Here is a 14,721-nt window from a genome sequence, read left to right as displayed (position 1 = left end):
TGGATTTATGGGTTCTGTTACTGTCCTCTCGAATGATTCCATTCCTAAAGTTCTTTCTGATATCGTTGCCAATGAAACCAACCATGCACTTTGGCTAAACACTCTTTCTCTCTTAGAACATCTTGGTTCGAGAAAAATCCTCCTCACCCAATCCAGTGAAGAAACTTCTGAGATGATTTTAAAGCATGCCACAGAAGAAGCAAGGCATGCCCTCTTTTTCAAAAAAGCAGCCCGCACCATAAGACCCAGTTTCCAATTGGGATACCAAAACTCCGCCCTCGTTCGGGGAACTGCGGCAAGAATTTATTTCGCAAAATTAGATACTTTGGTGCGCAGAAGCCTACGAAAGGTTTTCCCCGACCAAAAACAATTTACCTACCTTGCCTATTTGTACACCACCACGGTCATTGAAAAACGGGCAATGGTCGTCTATGCAGCGTATGACGAGATTTTGGACCGCACCCACTCCCCCATCCGCCTAACCAACCTGATTCTGGAAGAAGAAGGCCACCTTTCAGATATGAGTGCCGAAATGTTCCGCCTGGATCCAAATGCGAAGGAACGTTTGGCAGCTCTCGAGGCCGAAGAATCGAAAATTTTTGCCCGATTTTGGCTCCAAATCCGTGAATTCTCTTTGAATTAAAAAAGGCTTGCGGAAAAAATCTCGGCCTGGTTTTCTTCAACCATCTTCATGCGACATAATACTATTATTGGATCTTTAAGAAAATGGGATTAGAAGTCTTTTTATTGCCTTTTTTGGCCAGTGTTGCGGTGACCATTGGGTTACGTCGTTTGGACAAATCGAACACCAAACTCTCCCAACTCAAACGTTATGCGTCCAAATTGACCGATGAAATTGATGGTGTCGCCCTCCAAAAAATCCAATTGGTCAAAGATGCAGGTATTGACCTCGACATCCTTGTCAAACAATCACGCAAAGTCGCAGAAGACATCCAACATTTAAGTTCCGAATCCCGAGATCTATTCGAAAAAATCCGCGCAAGCAAAGATTACCTATCTTCCTTGTCTGGCGAGATGGAACAAATCCAAGATTTGAGTTCCCAAGTCCGTCGCGAAAAACAAAACATGGAAGAGGGACTCTCTCAGATCAATTCCCACAAACGAGAGTTACGTGAAGTATCCGAAGATATGGAAGCACTTCATAATGAATCCATCTCCATGTTGGATACCTTTCAAAACAAACTCAATCACCGAAGTGATGAAATTTTACAATCTGTTGCACAAAAGATGGTGGAGTTAGAAAGCCTACTCGAAACCAAATCCGATTTTTTAGACAATTCGCTTTCTAAAATTGCCGAAACTGCTCGTGAAAAACTTTTATCCCATGCCGATGTGATGGTGGGGGAAACTGCGGGAAGACTCGACCACGCACGAAAAGAAATGGATCTACTCCTCGAGTCCATGAAATACGCACAAGGTGACTTAGATGTTCGCCTAACAAAATTCGAAGATACCTCTTCCCTACTCTCTGACAAAGTTGATAAGTTTGATGAAAGGTTAGAAGAAAAATACCAACGTGCTTCTGGCAAGTTGGATGAAAAGGTAAACTTACTCGAGAAAAAAATCCAAGAACGTTTTGATTCCATCTTTGACCAAGTCACTCATACAAAAGATTCTTTTATGAAGGGTCTAAGTCAAGAGACAGATGCCATCAAACGAGAAATCGAAGACTTGTCTCTGGAAACACTTTCCAAACGTGATGACATCATCAATGAAACAAGAAGGCAAGCAGATGGGATCAATCAAACCATCATCCAATTCCAAGAAAAATATTTGGAAGCAGAGAACAAACTCCTTCGCCAAGCAGACATTCGTAAACAAGAACTCATTCGTGAAATTGAAGCTTTCTCAGAAGAATTCCATCGTATCTCTGAAGAATTAAAAGAGGAAGCCACTTCCCTCAAAAAAAGTGCCCTCCAAGAACTCAAAGATTTTGATCGTGAGTTGGATTCAGTTCGTTCCAACCAAGAAACAGTCATTAAATCTTCTCTTTTTGAATTAAGAAAAGAACTAGAAGAAAGAATGAATTCCGATTTCAAACTCCAAAAGAGTGAAATGGAATCAGATCTTGAGATAGTCCAATCACAAATCAAAAACTTAAACGAATCCATTACAGCACAAACAAAAGATGTGGATGAGTATGTGGAAGAGCTAAAATCGGCTCTTCGTGAATCGGCTCATGAAATCCTAGAAACTGCGGAAGAAAAAGCCAAAGAATCCGAAGAAATTGTGACAGAAAAGATTCGAATCGCCAATGCCAACTTAGAACAATTTGTAAGCAAATGGGAAGACGAACTAGGGAAAATTCGAGAAGACCAAAATGATAGCATCGAAAGACTCCAAGACCGCCTAAAAGAAATTCATATAGAAGGTGCTGATCTACTCGGTGAATTCCAAAACCAATTCCAAAAAGCAAAAACCAATTTGGATATGGCAGCAGAGTCCAAAACCAAAGAAAGTATTTCTCGTTTGGAAGAAGAGTCAAAACTTGCTCGTAGCGAAGTCGAAAGAATCCTTAAACATTTAGAAGAATCAGGAGAATCCTTTTTCAATTTACAAGAAGAGAAAATGGGCAGACTCAATGAAACCATCGATTCCAAAATTTCTCACCAATTGACAAAACTCCTTGATAAAGGAAATGTACAACTAGGACAACTCGAAGAAAAAATTTCGAACCATCTAAATACCGTCAAACGCAATTTAGATGAAAGTATCAAACGTTCCAAAGACGAATCCAAAAAACAAATTGAAACATACCAAAAAGATTACGAAAAATCTTTCAAAGAAATTGCAAAAGAAAGCCAAGACTTCTTAAAAGAAAGTTTGGATCGTTTCCAAGACTTAAAATACGAAATCAAAAATGGATTGGATGACCTAAACGATACCAAAGAAGAAACTCTTTCTAGTTTCCAATCTGAAATGGAAACATTAAAAGAAGATATCTTAACTCTTTCGAGTGAGTTAGAAACGGTCAAAGAACATTCCGATTTATTTGCTTCCGCCAAACAGATCGCAGATGAATCCAATCGTGCTGTAGAAGAAATCTCCGAAGCACTACGGTCCCTTGAAAAAAATCGACCAGACATTGACTTATACCAATCGGCAATTTCAGAATTTTCCGAACTTAGAAAAGAAATCGCAAACGAATTAGAAACCTTAAAAGAAGCTCAGTTCCAAACCGAAGACATCGACAAACAAGTGCAAATCCTTGCATCCAATCTTGTCCATGTTTCGGAAACAATGGAAGGATTTGAACAAAGTTTGACCGAAGTAAGTTCCATTGAAACTCGGGTGGCCAAACTCACGGCAGAACAATCCAAAATTGAATCTTTCCTTTCTTCCTTACAAGAATCCCAAGATTCAGTTTTCCACTTGGTCGAAAACTTAGAAGGTCAAAAACACAATGCACGGGAACTCCAAGCCCGCCTCGACATCCTCGACCGCGAAATCGAAGTGGTAGAAGCTCGCGAAAAGGAACTGACAGAAACCATTCGCCAAGCAGAAAACCGTACTTCCTTCCTTGTAGAACGAGAAGCTCAAATTGATTCGGTAGAACGTAAATTTGACAAAATCGAAGAGCTGCTAGGCGACCTTTCGGATCGTCACCGCCAAATCCTCACCCTACAAAAACGATTGGAAGATCTCAAAGAATCTTCAAGGGAAACCAAAGACGATTTGGAATCCCTCCTTGGGGAAGCAGACGAGACCTTCGAAAAACTCTCCGAGTTCCTGGACATTGTCCAAGGGGCGATGCAAAATCCAGTCCCAGCGGCAAAATCAGACCGAAAAGTTTCGGGAAATCCCCTTGTCGAGAGAAAAAGAGCCACCATCCAAAGCCTCCACGACAACTACCAGTGGTCTTCTGAGGCAATTAGCGAAAAATTAAATATTGAAAAATCCCTCGTAGATAGCATCCTCGGAGTTAGAAAGAAATAACCGAGGTATCCATGTCCGAAGAACAAACAGAATCAACGTCGAAGGAATCCCTAATTGTCACTTCTAAAGTGAAAGCTTATATCAAAAGTAAGGGATTTATGACTTCTGGAGACGCGATCGAGGGAATCAACGAAGAAATTTACCGTCTCATCGACAAAGCGCTGGAAAGAACCTCTGCAAACAAAAGAACAACGGTTCGGTCCACAGATTTCTAATCCGTGATTTACATTAAAAACAAATCTGAAATTGAAACGATGAGGAAAGCGGGAAAATTTGCCGCTGAACTCCTCGTGTATCTAGAACCCTTTGTCAAAGCAGGGGTTACCACCCTCGAGCTAAACGATCTGGCCGAAGCCTATACCAAAAAACATGGCCACCGCTCTGCACCTCTTGGATACAAAGGATTTCCGAAATCCATTTGTTCTTCCATCAACCATGTTGTTTGCCATGGAATTCCCAAAAAAGAGGACGTCCTTGCCAACGGAGACATCATCAATCTAGATGTATCACCTATTGTGGATGGATACATTGGAGACACTTCCAAAACCTTTATTGTGGGTGGAAAATCCAGTCCCGAGGCAGAAAAACTCGTGGCAGATACGGAAAAAGCCATGTGGGTTGGGATTGAACAAGTGAAACCGGGAAACCGGATTGATGATATCGGCAACGCCATTGATGACTTTCTCACCCCACTTGGGTATGGAATTGTACGGGATCTAATGGGTCATGGAGTAGGACGTAATTTCCATGAAGAACCACAAGTACCTCATTTTCGTTCTCCGAGAAAACTGGCAAAAATTGAAGCGGGAATGATTTTCACAGTAGAACCGATGGTCAATTTAGGAACCTGGGAAGTGAATTTTGATAAGTCAGACAAATGGACCGTCCGCACAAAAGACGGAAAACTCTCTGCACAATTTGAGCATACCGTACTTGTCACAGACAAAGGTTATGAAATTCTAACAAAAGTTTGAAGAAATCGTTCTTGCTTTCGCATCCAATCTGTCGTCTAATTTCAAAAGAGGATTTTTTTATGAAACTAACCATCACTCTATTTAGCCTTTTTGTCATCACATCTGCATCTTTTGCAATTTGCCCAGGAAAAGAAAAACGTTCCTGCCCTGGCCATGACAAACTCATCGAGTGCCCTCACGACGGGAAATAGGCCCAATGAACAAAGCCATTCTCTTCGTTGATGACGAACAAATCATTCTGATGAGCCTGAAGTCTCAGCTCAAAAAACATTTTGGGAACGAGTATCGTTATGAAACTGCCCAAAATACAGAAGAGGCATGGTCGATCATCGAAGAATTGGCAGAAGAAGGTATCGACATCCTCATCATCATTTCGGATTGGCTTATGCCCAACCAAAGAGGAGATGAGTTTCTTAGGGATGTCCACAAAACTTATCCAGGGATTAAGAAAATAATTATTTCCGGTCATATTGATGAGCTTTCACTCAATAAATTGCGAGGGGAAGTTGACTTACATAGTTTTTTAAACAAACCTTGGTCGGAATCTGATTTAATCAAAAAAGTAGAAGACGCCATTGCGAAGATTGCCTAGGTTTTCCTAGGAAACCTCCGCATGTCTCAATCAATCATTCAAAACACTATCGAAGACTTAGAAAGTTTACGTTCCAAGTCCCCTCTCGTTCATAATATTACAAACTACGTAGTCATGAATAACACTGCCAATGCACTGCTTGCCATTGGTGCCTCTCCTATTATGGCTCATGCCATTGAGGAAGTGGAAGAAATGGTTACAATCTGTTCGGCAACTGTCATCAACATTGGAACTTTATCAGAACCTTGGATCCAAAGTATGGAAAAGGCTGCGGCAAAAGCAGTGTCTCTAAACAAACCTCTTGTACTGGATCCAGTGGGAGCAGGAGCGAGTAACTTGCGTAATATGGCAATTCGTCGCATCCTTGGTGCTGGGAGCCCTAGTATTGTGCGAGGAAATGCATCCGAAATTCTCTCGACTCTCAATTCTTCTGGAAAAACGAAAGGAGTGGATGCCACTGATTCATCTGAGTCTGCAGTGGATTCAGGGAAGTCTCTTTCTAAAGTCACTGGTGGTGTTGTGGTCATTTCAGGTGCCACTGATTATATCTTAAGTGGAACTGAAAAAGCCCAAGTGAGAAATGGAGATGTACTGATGACTAAGGTCACTGGTCTTGGTTGTACAGCTTCTGCCATTTGTGGGGCCTTTGCTGCCATCCAACCCAACCAGTTCCGGGCCGCAACTTCCGCAATGGCTGTGATGGGAATTGCTGGGGAAATGGCAAAATCCAAAACAAGTTCTCCAGGTAGTTTTCAAGTCGCTTTTTTAGATGCCCTTTATGAAATCGGAGCTGATACCATTAAACAAAAGTTAAATGGAGAATAAAATCAAAGGGGTTTATCTAGTCACAGATAGACCCTTATGTATTCACCATAATTTAGCAGAAGTTGTAAGACTTGCGGCCCTTGGTGGTGTTTCTCTTGTCCAACTGAGGGAAAAAGAAGCCGATAGCCGAACATTTTTAGAACTCGCCAAACATTTAAAAGAAATCCTAAGACCATTTTCAGTTCCCCTTCTCATCAATGATCGATTGGATATTTGTTTGGCTGCAGGAGCCGACGGAGTCCATCTGGGACAATCCGATTTGCCTTGGTGGGAAGCGCGTAGAATTTTAGGAGAAAAGGCAATCATTGGACTTTCTTTAGAAACGAAAGAAGATTATTTTTCTCTCATCCAAAATGACCCAAAACCTCCACTCCATTATCTCGCCGTTTCTCCTGTATTTGATACAGATACGAAAACGAATACAAAATCAGCATGGGGCTTAACTGGCGTTCGCTGGTTAAAAAACGAGACCCAGCTTCCGATTGTTGCCATTGGGGGAATCAAAGAATCGAATGCGGCCGATGTGATCCAAGCAGGTGCCGATTCCCTTGCTGTTGTGAGTGCGATTTGTTCGGCAAAAGATCCGAAACTAACCACAGAGAATTTATCGAAAAAATTCCATTAAAGAAAAGAGTAAAATAGAATAGGTTCAAATTCTATGAAGCGGGAACTCAAATCATTCATCTTTTGATAAGATCGCATCCATTCAGTTGTTTAAAAATTTATCAGTATCAGTTTGATTCTTTTTCATTCAAATGTTGTAAATTTCGGTTCCAAATTTCAAAACCTATCCTTTCGATCGGCGAATCTTTAAAATATTCATCAAATTCTTGTTTGGTGAGTGTTTTTTTATTGGTGAATTCCGGATTGGTCCAGAAAGCTCTGGGTAAAAATTCTCGTTCCGATGTTTCGACTTCGTTTCGTTTGGCGATATTGGCATTCCAAGGACAAACCTCTTGGCAAAGATCACAACCATACACCCAACCCTTCCGGTCCCAACTTAAAAAAGTTTCCGTGGCTTCCGTTTCTCTCCTATCTTCAATGGTTAGGTACGAAATACATTTTTTGGCATCGATTTTATATGCATCCAAAGCACCTGTCGGACAAACATCCAAACATTTGCGACAACTCCCGCAATGATCGGTGATGATTTCTTCAGGATCTGGGCCACCTAATTCCAAATCGGTGAGAATGGTAGAAAGAAAAAAATAAGACCCCAGTTTGGGGTGAATGAGGTTGGTATTTTTTCCCTGCCAGGCAATTCCAGATTCTCTCGTCAGAATTTTTTCTGCAACGGGCAAACTATCCACAGATTGTCGGAATTTATGATTTGGGAACTTTGTCCTTAAAGTTTTTAAAATCCGATTTCCTTTTTCTTTGAGAATGATATGGTAATCAGAACCTAACGCATAACGAGAAACTTTGGATTCCATTTGAGAAAGAATCTCTTCGGAAGCATTCGAACGGTATATAAATCCAAGACAAATCGCAGAACGAGGTGTAAGACCTAAATTTTCAAAACGATTCCGAATTCCCAGAGCATGGTCTTTGGCAAACCAATCCATATTCCCAAATCTTCCTTCTGAAATCCACTCCTCCAAATGTGCCAAGTCTGCTTCAGGAATTTTTGCCTCCGTAAATCCTACCAAAGAAAAACCTTCTTTTTCACAAATGGTTTTAATTTGAGAACGGATCTGGTAAATTGGATTTGTCATGAGTGATGGAGAGAACGAAGTATATCTTACTGAAATGCAAGGCCAGTTGCCAAGCCATTTGTATGTCCATGTTCCAAAACTAGTTTCTCTCTTTCCGCAAATAGAAGCACTGGTGGCAGTTCCCAAGGGACTTCCCGATCTTTTGCGAAAGGGTATTTATTTTGCCCTACTCCAATCTGTGGTAAGACTACTCGAACGAAACACAGATCCTCTTTTGCCAGAAATCCTTCCCGAATACCGCGAGCTCATTCGGTCCGTTTCAGAAACTTATTCTGTTCTGAGTCCTGAGCTTGAATCCAATTGGCTCTCGGAATGTATCCAATACGGGGATAAATCTGCCTACCATTGGGAATGGAAACATTTTGATTCACATGAGTTGTTCTAAATCACAAACTTTCTTTTTCTAATGATTTTAAAAAATCAGGAGGAATTGGTTTTTTGGATTTTGCTCTGTAATCAAAATAAACCTGAACTGTTTTTGCAGAAACATAAAGTTCATTGGTTTTTTTATCTCGGATGGAATAAGAAAATTCCCAAGAAGTTGTGCCAATAGAGGAAACCCAAGTTTCAACAAAAATAGAAGCCCCAGGCAAAACAGAAGCCTTTAAATCCATTTCCACACGTGCCAGAACAAAAGGGATGTCTTCCAATTCCGAAACGGAAAGATAACGATTACAAAAATCTAATCTTGCTAATTCTAAATAAGTCGAATAACTAGAGTTATTGACTCTCCTCATGGGATCCATGTCATTAAATCGAATTTGGATATCAGTTTGAATCATTGTCGTTTATTCAAATGAATCAATAGGATTTTATATGTCATCTCTATGTTTCTAAATTGTATTGAATCTTAACAGAACGGAGTGACCTTCGTTCATCAGGGCTTCTGCCGAAACTGGGTTCCAAATACATTTTCTGAATTTTATCCTTGGAAATTCCTATGGATAAAAAATACCTTTCCACCACTCTGATTCGTTCTTTCACCAAACGTCGATTGGTGACCAAATGCCCGGATGCATCGGCAGAACCAATTAAAGTGATATATCCTATTTGGGATAAAATGGAAGGATCTAAAAACTCCCGCAATCGATCCATTGAATGTTCTTCCAATTGAGAAAGTCCTGCCCCAAATAGAACAGACATTTCCTTCCGCTGGGATTCCATAACATTTGCAATTTTATCTGAAGTGAAGGTTTTTTCTTTGCGTAAAGGTAGTACAGAGCTGTTAGTTTTTGGACTTTTTTCCCAAAACCATACAAGAACCAACCCTGTTCCGACTAACATCAGAAAAACCCAAACCATCAAGACTTTAGACTCACCTCAGTTCGGCAGAAATTTATTTCAAACGACTGGACAAATAATATTACTTTAGTAGAATAACGAGTCATGATGGGCATGCGAAAACAGATAATATTTTTTTCATTGGCAATGGGTTTAGCCTTTGGCTGCAAACCTGCTGAACTCTCGAACACTTGTGATGCAAAAACAAAAGAATACTTCCAAGCAACGATCATAAGATTTGTCACAGGTGATAGATCGCCTTCTTGTCTCCCCTCTTTTGATTTCCAAGACTTATGGGGAGTGTTCATGCCAACACCACCGTCAATTGCTACGAGTGTCAATGCGATCACTAGTTATAACGACCAAATCATCATCGGAGGAAGTTTCCAATTAGTAGGACCGTCTACCGGGAATGTTGTTTATTTAGAAACATCCAATGGGAAGGTACTACCCAATCGTTATTGCCCTTATTTAAAAGTAGTGGGGACTACTGGTATCGCCATCTCTGATGGAAATGGTGGATTTTATATTGGCGGTGAATTTTATGCAGTCCAAGGCGTAGAAAAGTTTAGTATAGCCCATATCCTTCCTGGTTGCCAGTTGGATCATAACTTTACGGTTCCCAATGATAATAATAAAAGTGTTTATACATTGTTACTAGCGGGAGATTTTCTCTATGCAGGCGGATATTATACTGACGATTTGAGTGGGTATCTGGTTCGTGTGAATCGATATACCGGCGCCTTGGACACTTCGTTCGCTCCAAATCCTAATACACTAGTGTCCGATTTAGAAACCGATGGAGACTCTTTTTATGTTTGTGGAGATTTTACGAATATCGCTGGTTATGCGAAAACTGGCTTAGCAAAGTTTTCGCTCTCCACTGGTCTCATCATACCTTCTTTCACTACAACGATAAACGGAGCTAGTTGCTTAGATTTGCACTACGGAACCAATGCCAGTGGGAGTCCCGTTATCTATGCTGTGGGTGATTTGACAACCACAACCTTTAGTAGAGCTGTATCTTTCTTTCCCGACGGAACTTTAACCAATTGGAATCCAAATCCCAATGCTAAGGTCAATTCCATCCAACAGTACAACAATACAATTTATTTAGGTGGTGATTTTACCACCATCAATGGGGGAACGACTGCTACCAATTTGGTCTCTGTCAATAATAGTACGGGTACCGCCATCAGTACAAATTTTGGTATTAGTCAACCTGTCTCAACTCTGCAAATCATTGAAAATACACTATACTTAACCGGAGATTTTACCTCTGTGAAATCTGTCCCGAGAAACTACGCTGCGGCCCTTTCTTTGCCCGGTGAATCGGTCACTGCCTTTAATCCAGCCTATGACAGCAGCATTGCCAATCCAGGTTCGGGGATTGTATCTGCAGGAAACGGGGTCGTACTTTTCACCTCCAGTCGCTCCACAGTGAATGTAACCGCCCGAAGTAATTTTGCCGTTTTGGATGAAGTGACAGGGGCACCAATTGAAGGAACACCTTACTTTGATTTTCCGATCAAAGCCCTGCATAGAGTAAACAATCGACTGTTTGTTGGAGGGAGTTTTACCTCTATCGCAGGGCAATCAAGGAATCGATTTGCCATTTTGGATTTACCAAATTACCAACTAAGCCCTATTAACACAGTCCTTTCAGGCAATCCCGATATCCGCACGATCACTAGCGATGAATCACAGCTTTACGTTGGGGGCGATAGCGTAACAAACGTAAATGGGAATACGAGAAACGGTGCCTTTGCACTGAGTTTAGCTGATTTCTCGGTTAGTGGATGGAATCCGAATCTCAGCGGCAGTGGGGAAAGTTTTCTCGTCGTAAATGATCTTGTTTTTATCGGTGGGGGGTTTTCTCAAATCAATGGAGTGACCAACTATGATAACTTCCAAGCCGTAGACAAAATCAATGGCACTAGGCGGGATATCCCTTTACCTGCCAATGATCCCGCGGGTATCGTTTACAGTCTAACTTTAGCAGGTACAAAAATCTATATCGGTGGTTTCTTTACGAGCATCAGTGGTATCGGAACTTTTAGTAACACAGCGGTTTATGACTTACCTTCCCAGTCCTACGTACAACCCAATCCTGTGAGCGCAGAAAATATGGTGAACCATATCGCAGCCTACCCAGATGGAAACGTCCTCATTGGAGGGTCCTTTACTGCACTGAATGGTATCCCTGATCACTATTCCTTAGGGGTCTTTAATAGTAACACCAATTCACTTTCTCCTTGGAAGTCGTCCGTCAACGATGTGGTTTATACATCCATGTATAAAAATGGAAAATACTATATCGGTGGTGCATTTACGATTGCACACAAAAAAAGTAATGGTGGACTCGTTAGGTCTAACCTAAACGAGTAAAATCAAAAGAAATAAAAATTATGTAAAAAATTTAAAAAAACTGGGATGCGGTTCCTCATCAACAAGAGGTCTTATTTCTGCTTTTTAAGTTTTCTCTTTAAAATTTTTTGTAAGGCTTCTTCACCCTTCCTAGCACCAAGTAAAACTGTTTTATAAAGTTTAGTGCGAATTGTTGTCGTAAGTTTCACTGGTAGTGGCCTATCAGGAGCAACCGTAATGATCTTTACACCTTTTGGAGGTTTGACGGCCAGTTCTCTTGCTGCATTAAAATGGAAGTGATGGAGTTTACGCATGAGCCTACGGATGGTTCGCCTTGTTGGAAAAGCAAGTAAACTGGTAAATCTCGTAAGCGGACCAGATATATGTCGAATGGGAGAATTCATAATCACCACAATTTCTTTATATCCGGCTTCGATGATATCTTGAATAGGGAGCGGATTTAAAATAGCAGCATCAGAATACAATGTTCCATTTAACCAATGTTTACCGCGAGTGGCTATTGGTAATGATGTGGCCGCTTTTAATAAATCAAAAACATTGGAAGAAGTGGCTTTGACATATTCAATGGAATGAGTATGTAAATTACTCACCGCCACCACAAAATGAGGGACATTTTTTCGATCCAAAGTTTCCGATTCCAATCGAACTTTTTTACGAAAAATAAAATCAATAAGGTATTCTTGGTTGAGGAGAGTTTTGCCCTGAAACGGATGTAAAAAAGAAATCAGTTTACTTCCCGACAAATCCTTATACCAAACAGCCAGTGCCTTTTCACTTTTAACAGGTTCTTCTTTGGGCATTGATACATAATAGGCTGCCGCACAAGCACCGGAGGAAACTCCAACCACCAAATCAAAGTAATTCGGTCGTAAGAACCTGTTCCAAGCATACAAAACTCCTCCAGAAAATGCACCTTTCATCCCGCCTCCTTCCACAAGTAAGGCACGTTTTGTCCCTTTCGCCTTGGGAAGTTTGGGTTTATTAGGAGATTCACTAGAAAATTCTTTCGACACCATAATGTCAGAGTCTTTCAACCCAGTTTCGGTTGCAAAAAACTATTCTAAAAAAGAATGAGAAATCCACTTTTAGGGGAATCGCCAAACATAGAGATCCAAATGTGGGTAAATTTCAATAATGGTAAAAATTTTCCCTTCCATACAATAAATTTCACTACGTACGCAATTGAATAATAGTATGCTCGGCATTAAAACTTTGGAGACAAATATAAACGGAACCGTTGTCAAAGGTTCTCTCCAATTGAATGCGAAAGGAGCTTACCAACTTGATTTGATCTGTCCTTATGTGGGACCGATGTTCACCTTTTCTTTTCCCAAGGTTTACCATGCACTTTGGGACGGACATGTTTCCGAAATCGATGGGTATGCAATCAGCCATCTACGCACACTCTTTCACAAATGTGAAAATATAAAAAAAGAAGTTCCTAAGTTCGAACGAGAACTCAAAGAGTTTTGGTTGGAGATAGAAACGATTTCAGTACTTTCCCCATTAGAGTGGAATGAAAAATGTACATTCCTAAAAAAGGCCTTACAAGATGGTTATATGGACGCAGACATATACGAAAAAACTCTTAATGATCTAACTATCATGATGGAAAAAAAATATTTTGAACGAGAGAAACGTTGTGAAACATTTTTACATCAGTACCTTCCCGAGTATTCACACCTACAAAATTATTTTTCATGGATTCGCTTCTGTTATGAATTAACAGAAAAAAAACACCTGCTCTTACTTTAAATTTTCCTTTTTCTTGCCAAAGATACGAGTCTCGTCTTTACTTTCCATTAGAACGGAAATTTATTTCCGAAAATCCCAATAATAAACTCGGAATTTAGCTATGCGACCAATGGATCAAATCACAGGGAAAGAGCAAAAACACCATGTAATCTTACACTATCTCATGAATCAGGAAATGAACTCAAATTGGAATGGGCAAACCCAAACCATGACCGTCACACAGGAATTACCTGGTGGAGAAGAGATTGTTGTTGATTGGTCTGAAGTTTGGCCGCTCACCCAAGGTTCAACCTTTATCCTTTCTAAACTTTTAGCACGATATTTAGAACTTCATTGCACTTTTATAAAACAACTTTCACCTCATAAAATTCAAATCCATGTAGATAAAGTCCTCATTGCAAAAAAGGAAAGATTAAATCCACGTTTTACGATTACTGAAGAAGGACTTGTGAACGTAACGAACATCGTCAGCTCCAAAACCATTATTGAAGCAAATATGTTTAATATTCCAACCCTCGTTCGAGTGAACTTTGAAGATTATCGCAAACGGATGGTAGCCAGGTCCGGTGAACAAGGAACTATGGATATTTTTAAATCAGGCTTAGAAAGAAAGTTTGATGTTGTTAAATCAAGTCATAAAATTCTTTTTATCAAAGATGCAACGAACTCAGAAAGTTACCGTTCGGATGCAGAAGGTTTTATCAACTACGAAGATGAAATTGATGAACAAGTTGAAAAACTTGCAATGGTTGCTCGCGATAAAAAAATAAAATCAGAACTCATTGTCCCAATTCTCTATAAAAACGAATTAGAAGAAATCATTCCTATTGGATATTACTGGTTACAAACAAAGGAAAAATTCATTACTGATGATGATTTGGCTTTTTACCAAACACAAATTGCTGAAATGATCGAAAGGATCAAAGATGCCAATCTAATGACCACAGTTGAAAAATTTCCTGTTTTGGATTTATCTGCCACTGGATTAAAACTTAGAATTGCAAATAGTAGTTTGGTGGAAACACTTCCCAAACAAAAAGGAATTTTGTTAGAACTAGTTTTTAAACTTCAAACTCCATTTCGTTTTTTTGGCAAAATCGCATGGGCTAAAAAAGAAGATTCCGGAGACTTACTTGTGGGTGTGGAATTTTCAGGAAAACGAACTTATGCTGAAAAAGTTCGTTTCGAAGAAAATATCGAAATCATTAAAAATAATGGAAAATCCGCAGCCTAA

General features: G+C 40.1%; 16 protein-coding genes. 12 read left to right on the top strand and 4 right to left on the bottom strand.

All coding sequences use genetic code 11. The features are described 5' to 3' along the window. The first annotated feature begins 7 nt into the window (after window positions 1-7). The 8 genes from EHR01_RS07230 (at window position 8) to thiE (ending at window position 6,973) form a co-directional block, all read left to right on the top strand. Window positions 8-643 carry a rubrerythrin gene (locus EHR01_RS07230; RefSeq protein WP_135694029.1) on the top strand — a complete coding sequence of 212 codons (636 nt, stop codon included), beginning with the start codon at window positions 8-10 and terminating at the stop codon, window positions 641-643. Between the two features lie 83 nt (window positions 644-726). Then, window positions 727-3,957: a SpiroCoCo family coiled-coil protein gene (locus EHR01_RS07225; protein WP_135694028.1), complete on the top strand. Its 3,231-nt coding sequence runs from the start codon at window positions 727-729 to the stop codon at window positions 3,955-3,957. Window positions 3,958-3,968: 11 nt separating this feature from the next. Then, on the top strand, window positions 3,969-4,172 hold the full coding sequence (locus EHR01_RS07220) for a hypothetical protein (protein ID WP_100744290.1): 204 nt from the start codon (window positions 3,969-3,971) through the stop codon (window positions 4,170-4,172). Window positions 4,173-4,175: 3 nt separating this feature from the next. Then, the gene (gene map, locus EHR01_RS07215; protein ID WP_135694027.1) at window positions 4,176-4,931 is read left to right on the top strand and encodes a type I methionyl aminopeptidase; all 756 of its coding nucleotides are present in this window, start codon (window positions 4,176-4,178) and stop codon (window positions 4,929-4,931) included. Window positions 4,932-4,990: 59 nt separating this feature from the next. Continuing rightward, a complete protein-coding gene (locus EHR01_RS19390) occupies window positions 4,991-5,122 on the top strand; it encodes a hypothetical protein (protein WP_265352285.1) in 132 nt (43 codons plus the stop codon). A gap of 5 nt (window positions 5,123-5,127) precedes the next feature. Further along, window positions 5,128-5,523 (top strand): response regulator, encoded by a 396-nt coding sequence (locus tag EHR01_RS07210; RefSeq protein WP_002974709.1) that lies wholly within the window; start codon window positions 5,128-5,130, stop codon window positions 5,521-5,523. A 21-nt stretch (window positions 5,524-5,544) separates the two neighbouring features. Beyond that, window positions 5,545-6,348, top strand: coding sequence for a hydroxyethylthiazole kinase (thiM, locus tag EHR01_RS07205; RefSeq protein WP_135694026.1), 804 nt, complete (start codon window positions 5,545-5,547; stop codon window positions 6,346-6,348). Then, window positions 6,338-6,973 (top strand): thiamine phosphate synthase, encoded by a 636-nt coding sequence (thiE, locus tag EHR01_RS07200; protein WP_135694025.1) that lies wholly within the window; start codon window positions 6,338-6,340, stop codon window positions 6,971-6,973. The genes thiM and thiE overlap by 11 nt, the downstream gene beginning before the upstream one ends. Before the next feature lie 106 nt (window positions 6,974-7,079). Here the strand turns inward: thiE and queG are convergent, their stop codons facing one another. Continuing rightward, complete coding sequence (gene queG / locus EHR01_RS07195; RefSeq protein ID WP_135694024.1) at window positions 7,080-8,063, bottom strand: tRNA epoxyqueuosine(34) reductase QueG; 984 nt, start codon at window positions 8,061-8,063, stop codon at window positions 7,080-7,082. On the opposite strand from queG, the gene EHR01_RS07190 reads away from it, so the two are divergent. Continuing rightward, window positions 8,062-8,448, top strand: coding sequence for an LIC_11502 family protein (locus tag EHR01_RS07190; RefSeq protein WP_135694023.1), 387 nt, complete (start codon window positions 8,062-8,064; stop codon window positions 8,446-8,448). The genes queG and EHR01_RS07190 overlap by 2 nt on opposite strands. Window position 8,449: 1 nt before the next feature. Here EHR01_RS07190 and EHR01_RS07185 read toward each other — a convergent pair whose 3' ends face one another. Both EHR01_RS07185 and EHR01_RS07180 read right to left on the bottom strand, forming a co-directional pair. Continuing rightward, window positions 8,450-8,845, bottom strand: coding sequence for an acyl-CoA thioesterase (locus tag EHR01_RS07185; RefSeq protein WP_135694022.1), 396 nt, complete (start codon window positions 8,843-8,845; stop codon window positions 8,450-8,452). 43 nt (window positions 8,846-8,888) lie between these two features. Next, the gene (locus EHR01_RS07180) at window positions 8,889-9,206 is read right to left on the bottom strand and encodes a hypothetical protein (protein ID WP_244310014.1); all 318 of its coding nucleotides are present in this window, start codon (window positions 9,204-9,206) and stop codon (window positions 8,889-8,891) included. Between the two features lie 252 nt (window positions 9,207-9,458). On the opposite strand from EHR01_RS07180, the gene EHR01_RS07175 reads away from it, so the two are divergent. Beyond that, window positions 9,459-11,732, top strand: a complete 2,274-nt coding sequence (locus EHR01_RS07175) for a hypothetical protein (RefSeq protein WP_425269977.1) — start codon at window positions 9,459-9,461, stop codon at window positions 11,730-11,732. A gap of 71 nt (window positions 11,733-11,803) precedes the next feature. Here EHR01_RS07175 and EHR01_RS07170 read toward each other — a convergent pair whose 3' ends face one another. Beyond that, window positions 11,804-12,748 carry a patatin-like phospholipase family protein gene (locus EHR01_RS07170; protein ID WP_135694019.1) on the bottom strand — a complete coding sequence of 315 codons (945 nt, stop codon included), beginning with the start codon at window positions 12,746-12,748 and terminating at the stop codon, window positions 11,804-11,806. Between the two features lie 178 nt (window positions 12,749-12,926). Between EHR01_RS07170 and EHR01_RS07165 the strand changes: the two genes are divergently transcribed. Further along, window positions 12,927-13,487, top strand: coding sequence for a hypothetical protein (locus EHR01_RS07165; RefSeq protein ID WP_135694018.1), 561 nt, complete (start codon window positions 12,927-12,929; stop codon window positions 13,485-13,487). 109 nt (window positions 13,488-13,596) lie between these two features. After that, window positions 13,597-14,721, top strand: coding sequence for a DUF1577 domain-containing protein (locus EHR01_RS07160; protein WP_244310013.1), 1,125 nt, complete (start codon window positions 13,597-13,599; stop codon window positions 14,719-14,721).

Source organism: Leptospira mtsangambouensis (genome assembly GCF_004770475.1).
Classification (GTDB): Bacteria; Spirochaetota; Leptospiria; order Leptospirales; family Leptospiraceae; genus Leptospira_A; species Leptospira_A mtsangambouensis.
The sequence above is the reverse complement of the archived record's forward strand: the minus strand, read 5'-3'. Positions and strand labels throughout refer to the sequence as shown.

What these genes read in the sequence shown, in the direction of transcription:
- queG (WP_135694024.1), bottom strand. Translation starts at nt 8,063, where the DNA reads ATGACAAATCCAATTTACCAGATCCGTTCTCAAATTAAAACCATTTGT.
- EHR01_RS07180 (WP_244310014.1), bottom strand. Translation starts at nt 9,206, where the DNA reads ATGTCTGTTCTATTTGGGGCAGGACTTTCTCAATTGGAAGAACATTCA.
- EHR01_RS07185 (WP_135694022.1), bottom strand. Translation starts at nt 8,845, where the DNA reads ATGATTCAAACTGATATCCAAATTCGATTTAATGACATGGATCCCATG.
- EHR01_RS19390 (WP_265352285.1), top strand. Translation starts at nt 4,991, where the DNA reads ATGAAACTAACCATCACTCTATTTAGCCTTTTTGTCATCACATCTGCA.
- EHR01_RS07210 (WP_002974709.1), top strand. Translation starts at nt 5,128, where the DNA reads ATGAACAAAGCCATTCTCTTCGTTGATGACGAACAAATCATTCTGATG.
- thiM (WP_135694026.1), top strand. Translation starts at nt 5,545, where the DNA reads ATGTCTCAATCAATCATTCAAAACACTATCGAAGACTTAGAAAGTTTA.
- EHR01_RS07190 (WP_135694023.1), top strand. Translation starts at nt 8,062, where the DNA reads ATGAGTGATGGAGAGAACGAAGTATATCTTACTGAAATGCAAGGCCAG.
- thiE (WP_135694025.1), top strand. Translation starts at nt 6,338, where the DNA reads ATGGAGAATAAAATCAAAGGGGTTTATCTAGTCACAGATAGACCCTTA.
- EHR01_RS07225 (WP_135694028.1), top strand. Translation starts at nt 727, where the DNA reads ATGGGATTAGAAGTCTTTTTATTGCCTTTTTTGGCCAGTGTTGCGGTG.
- EHR01_RS07160 (WP_244310013.1), top strand. Translation starts at nt 13,597, where the DNA reads ATGGATCAAATCACAGGGAAAGAGCAAAAACACCATGTAATCTTACAC.
- EHR01_RS07175 (WP_425269977.1), top strand. Translation starts at nt 9,459, where the DNA reads ATGCGAAAACAGATAATATTTTTTTCATTGGCAATGGGTTTAGCCTTT.
- EHR01_RS07165 (WP_135694018.1), top strand. Translation starts at nt 12,927, where the DNA reads ATGCTCGGCATTAAAACTTTGGAGACAAATATAAACGGAACCGTTGTC.
- EHR01_RS07170 (WP_135694019.1), bottom strand. Translation starts at nt 12,748, where the DNA reads ATGGTGTCGAAAGAATTTTCTAGTGAATCTCCTAATAAACCCAAACTT.
- EHR01_RS07230 (WP_135694029.1), top strand. Translation starts at nt 8, where the DNA reads ATGGGTTCTGTTACTGTCCTCTCGAATGATTCCATTCCTAAAGTTCTT.
- EHR01_RS07220 (WP_100744290.1), top strand. Translation starts at nt 3,969, where the DNA reads ATGTCCGAAGAACAAACAGAATCAACGTCGAAGGAATCCCTAATTGTC.